This window comes from Dehalobacter sp., from assembly GCA_023667845.1.
Taxonomy (GTDB): Bacteria; Bacillota; Desulfitobacteriia; order Desulfitobacteriales; family Syntrophobotulaceae; genus Dehalobacter.
The window spans coordinates 1-4,658 of record JAMPIU010000100.1; the positions used below are offsets into that span (position 1 = coordinate 1).

The 4,658-nt window shown below is 46.0% G+C and carries 6 protein-coding genes; 5 read left to right on the forward strand and 1 reads right to left on the reverse strand.

Going from position 1 to position 4,658, the window contains the following annotated elements:
• Nucleotides 1-160: 160 nt before the first annotated feature.
• Complete coding sequence (locus NC238_07520; GenBank protein ID MCM1565788.1) at nt 161-679, reverse strand: DUF2148 domain-containing protein; 519 nt, start codon at nt 677-679, stop codon at nt 161-163.
• A 167-nt stretch (nt 680-846) separates the two neighbouring features.
• Here NC238_07520 and xseA point away from each other — a divergent pair, with 167 nt between their 5' ends.
• From xseA to NC238_07545, 5 genes are all read left to right on the forward strand, one after another.
• Complete coding sequence (xseA, locus tag NC238_07525; GenBank protein MCM1565789.1) at nt 847-2,094, forward strand: exodeoxyribonuclease VII large subunit; 1,248 nt, start codon at nt 847-849, stop codon at nt 2,092-2,094.
• Entirely contained in the window at nt 2,091-2,327 is a 237-nt protein-coding gene (gene xseB / locus NC238_07530; GenBank protein MCM1565790.1) for an exodeoxyribonuclease VII small subunit, read from the forward strand. The genes xseA and xseB overlap by 4 nt, the downstream gene beginning before the upstream one ends.
• Before the next feature lie 15 nt (nt 2,328-2,342).
• Entirely contained in the window at nt 2,343-3,209 is an 867-nt protein-coding gene (locus NC238_07535) for a polyprenyl synthetase family protein (protein MCM1565791.1), read from the forward strand.
• A gap of 299 nt (nt 3,210-3,508) precedes the next feature.
• Entirely contained in the window at nt 3,509-3,967 is a 459-nt protein-coding gene (locus NC238_07540; GenBank protein MCM1565792.1) for a divergent PAP2 family protein, read from the forward strand.
• A gap of 76 nt (nt 3,968-4,043) precedes the next feature.
• Nucleotides 4,044-4,622: a hypothetical protein gene (locus tag NC238_07545; GenBank protein MCM1565793.1), complete on the forward strand. Its 579-nt coding sequence runs from the start codon at nt 4,044-4,046 to the stop codon at nt 4,620-4,622.
• Nucleotides 4,623-4,658: the final 36 nt, after the last annotated feature.

A 4,658-nucleotide genomic window follows, 5' to 3' on the forward strand; every position in this document is an offset into this window, starting at 1 on the left:
AGGAGCGACGCGCCAAGGAGGGCGCAATAGCCGAAGAGCGGTTAGGGTACATGGCGTAAACCCAAAATGATAAGAAAATACCGCTAATAGTTTTGTGAGCTATTAGCAGTATACGAATACAAAAGATTCTTTACAAAAAAGACTAAGTAAGAACAGAACATTAACGGTCAAAATAGATGTTTTTGCTGCTCGCATTCAGCGGGATTGCGACAGCGATATCCCCCTCAATTAACCCTATTTTTTTCGCAACGGCACCTGCGGAATACATGATGCGGTTATCCGCGTTGAGCGTTCCGGCTGTCTTTACGGCAGACCCGAGTGCAATACCCAGGTCAATCAGACGCCAGGGACAAAGCGGACCGTTAAATTCCGGCCCTTGCGCGACAGCTTCGAGCATCGTGCAGTTTGGATGGCCGCAGGCGCCGCAGTTTAAGCCGGCATGTTTGGCATCCTTCAGAGACAGTAAAACCAACGCCTGAGAATTACGTATATTGGCAGCATCACGGTTGAAAAATTTCTTCCCGTTTTCCTCGCTGCACTTCGACATTTCATCGGCCAGATAAGTCATTACAGATGGTTCTGTAATGACCTTTACATTTATGTAATCCTGTCCTTTTGCTTTCGGTGCGGTGACTGCGGACAAAGCCATAAGCTCAGCTACGGTTTTCATAATTTCCATATTCCTGTTTCTCCCTTCAAAATTGTGCGCTGTTCTAGTGTTTTTGATATTTTGTAAGTATAATAGTACTATTATTATAACGAATTACCAGAACTTTGTAAAAATCCACACGCCATTATATTCATATTTTTAAGATCGACAAGGTATTTAAATGAGGTGAAACTGATTTGAACGAAAGAATACTGACGGTATCGGAAATCAACCGGGAAATCAATGATGCGCTGAAAAAGCATAATGGTTTATGGAATTGCTGGGTGACAGGCGAGATATCCAATTTTAAAGATCATATTCCGTCAGGTCACTGGTATTTTACGTTGAAAGATAAAGAAGCCGGCATTAAAACCGTAATGTTTAAAACCAGGAATCTGACAGCCGGTTTTCAGCCTCAAAACGGAATGAAGGTGTCGATCCGGGGAAGTATCCGTCTTTATGAAAAAGACGGCAGCGTCCAGCTGTATGCGGAAGAAATCTACCCGAGCGGCCTCGGCGCTTTATACCTGGCATTTGAACAGCTAAAGAGCCGCTTGGCTGCCGAAGGACTGTTCGCCGCAGAGAAGAAGAAACCGATCCCACGATTTCCTTCGAGGGTGGCCATCGTCACCAGTTCTACTGGAGCAGCGCTGAAGGACATCTTGCATATTGCCCGAAGACGCAATCCATTGATTTCTTTAATCATTATTCCTTCTGCGGTTCAGGGTGAGGCAGCACCGGGAGAAATCGTCAGAGCTATTCAGAGAGCCAATCATTACGGAGAGATTGACCTGCTGATTGTCGGCAGGGGAGGTGGTTCCCTGGAAGAACTATGGGCTTTCAACACCGAGGAGGTGGCAAGAGCCATTGCCGCTTCCAGCATACCGGTCGTTTCTGCTGTCGGTCATGAAGTCGATTATACGATTGCGGATTTTGTTGCCGATTTAAGAGCGCCGACGCCGTCAGCTGCTGCAGAATTGGTCATTCCGGTCCTTAACGAATTGAAAGACGGTATCCGTTATTATGAAGAAAAGCTCACGCAAAGGATCCAAAGCGTTCTGCGAACCAAAAGGCATCAAGTGGAAGAATTGATGTCCAACTCTGCTTTGGCCCGCCCGGGCTGGCGTGTCGAACAATCCAGACAGAATCTGGATTATCTCTCCACGCGTCTTGTCGAGGGAATGACTGGATTTCTGACAGAAAAGAATGGTATACTTAGGTTGTTAAGCGCGAAAATTGACTTATTAAGTCCCTTGAATATACTGGGAAGAGGATATTCTTTAGCCTATGATATCGAGGGGAAATTAATCAAAACGGTAAGACAGGCCGTAGCAGGGGATGCTTTATCCGTGCGGCTCAGTGACGGGACATTAATCTGCGAAGTTACAGATACAGAAGAACTTCAAACGTCAAGCGATTCAAACGTCAAGAGAGGATTACCATGAAAAAGAATAGCGATAAAGAAGCCTTCACCTTCGATAAAGGGATTGAAAGGCTGGAGCAAATCATTAATGATCTGGATCAGAACAATGTGCAGCTCGAGCAAGCTCTGGACTTGTTTGGGGAAGGAATTAAGCTGATCAAACAATGTAACGGCCTTCTGGATTCGGCCGAAGCAAAGGTCAAAGTGCTGTTGGAAAATAGTAAAGGCGAGCTGGTAGTAACCGATCAAGATTAGGAGCACAGACAGAAAATGTTTAAAGAACGCTATCATGACTATTTAGAGATGGTTGAACAATATCTTAATCATTTGCCGCTGGATCGGAATATACTGGGCAGGAGTATGAACTATTCCCTGGTCGGGGGAGGCAAAAGGATTCGGCCCGTATTGGCGCTGGCCTGCGCGGAGCTTGTCGGCGGACGGTCTGAAGAGATTGTCTCAGAAGCTGCCGCGATCGAGCTTATCCATACCTATTCCCTGATTCATGACGATCTTCCAGCCATGGATGATGATGATTATCGCAGAGGTAAACTGTCGAACCATAAAGTATTCGGAGAAGCCGGAGCCGTTTTGGCGGGTGACGCCTTGCTTACGCTTGCTTTTGAGCTGCTGGCTGAGCCTTCGGCAATAGAGCCTCAGAAAAAATTAAGGGTCATTAGAGAGACTGCCCAAGCCGCCGGCTGGCAGGGCATGGTCGGCGGGCAGAGCCTTGATACGCTTGGAAACCTGGAAAACAGTACGCTGGCTGATATCGAGCAGGTCCATCATTTAAAGACCGGCGCTCTTCTGAAGGCTTCAGCGCGTCTTGGCGCAATTTTAGGCGGAGGATCGGAACCGGAGATTGAAATCCTGACAAGCTATGCTTTATACTTGGGATTAGCCTTTCAAATCAAAGACGATATTCTTGATGTTGTAGGAGAAAGCGCGGTCATCGGCAAATCCGCCGGTAAGGACCAAAAATCCGGCAAACCGACCTATCCGTCGCTGCTGGGGCTTGAGGGGGCCAGGGAGCAACTGGAAAAAACGGTCTTTCTGGCGAAAGAATCCCTGTCTTGTTTTGGCCCGAAAGCAGCGTTTTTATTATCCCTGGCTGACTACACCGCTGAAAGAACAAACTAGTACCATGTAACCCCTAAATCTTATATATCCTGGCGGCCAATTTCTTTTCATACTGCGTTGTCTTATCGCTCCTATGCCATCCATGGCATCCGCGACATTTGTCCATCCGTGGACTTCAATCGCCATACACTCGGTATGGCTCAATCCTCCGCCTTGTCTTAAAAGAAATCTGCTCACCATTATATTACAATTTTAGGGGTTACAAGGTACTAGATAAAAATGACGAATGACGGGAACAATGACAGAAACATCATATGATAGAAAAAATTAATCAGGATGAGAGAGGATGATTCATCGCTATGAACCCAGTCTCTTCGATATTGAACAACAATATCATGTGGGTTTCGCTTTTTGCCTGGATACTTGCCCAATTCTTAAAGATCCTGATCAATTTTGTGATTGAGAAGGAATGGGATTTTGATCTTCTGACAAGTTCCGGCGGATTTCCAAGTTCGCATACAGCGATTGTCTGTGCCTTGGCCATCAGCATTGGCAAAACCGACGGCTGGGAATCTTCTCTGTTTGCGATTGCTGTTACGCTGGCTGTTATTGTCATGTATGATGCTGCCGGTGTCCGGCGCGCAGCCGGAAATCATGCCAGAATTATCAACTATCTTGTGGAATGGATGCGGCAGCACCCGACAGATTTTTTGGGTTATAATATTCAAGAGGAAAAGTTTAAGGAACTAATCGGTCATACGCCTTTTGAAGTGTTTGGTGGCGCAATTCTAGGCTGCGCAGTTGGTTTGATCTTTTAGTAACGCCAGAATGCAGCGCATTCTCGTGTCGTTATTTTGAGAACGGGTTATAGGATGAGGAAGGCAGGATAGACTTTTGGTTCGCAAGAAACAAAGTGTTCGCTATATTATTACCGTATTTATTGCCACGTTTTTTATTGCTTCACTTCTGGGAAGCGGAACAGAGGCTTTTTTAAGGTTTTTTCCGGTAAGCCTGACCTGGATATTGCTGATGGTTGTGATAACGGTCGGAATCCTGTTTGATATCATCGGTATTGCGGTGACGGCTGCTGATGAAGCGCCTCACCATGCCCGGGCAGCCAAAAAAATTTTTGGTGCCAAGCAGTCTGTCTATTTAATCAAACACGCCGATAAAGTCGCCAATTTCGCCAATGATATTGTCGGCGATATCACGGGAACATTAAGCGGGGCAATGGGCGCGACCATTATTTTAAGCTTAATCGCTAAATTTTCTGTTTTAAGTACCTGGAAGGTACTTTTAAATGTGTTGATTTTGGCCTTGATTGCTTCGCTTACTGTGACGGGAAAGGCCTGGGGCAAAACCATTGCGATTAACGAAGCAAATCGGATTGTTGATATGACCGGCAGAGTGATTGCCAGTGTGGAAAAGGTAACCGGACTGAGCATGACAAAAAACAAACGAGGAGGAAAATAATTTGCGGCTTCTGGACAAAATTGATTCTCCGACCGA

Bases quoted from the DNA above. Each gene is read 5' to 3' on its own strand.
- NC238_07520 (MCM1565788.1), bottom strand. From the start codon at position 679: ATGGAAATTATGAAAACCGTAGCTGAGCTTATGGCTTTGTCCGCAGTC.
- xseB (MCM1565790.1), top strand. From the start codon at position 2,091: ATGAAAAAGAATAGCGATAAAGAAGCCTTCACCTTCGATAAAGGGATT.
- NC238_07535 (MCM1565791.1), top strand. From the start codon at position 2,343: ATGTTTAAAGAACGCTATCATGACTATTTAGAGATGGTTGAACAATAT.
- NC238_07540 (MCM1565792.1), top strand. From the start codon at position 3,509: ATGAACCCAGTCTCTTCGATATTGAACAACAATATCATGTGGGTTTCG.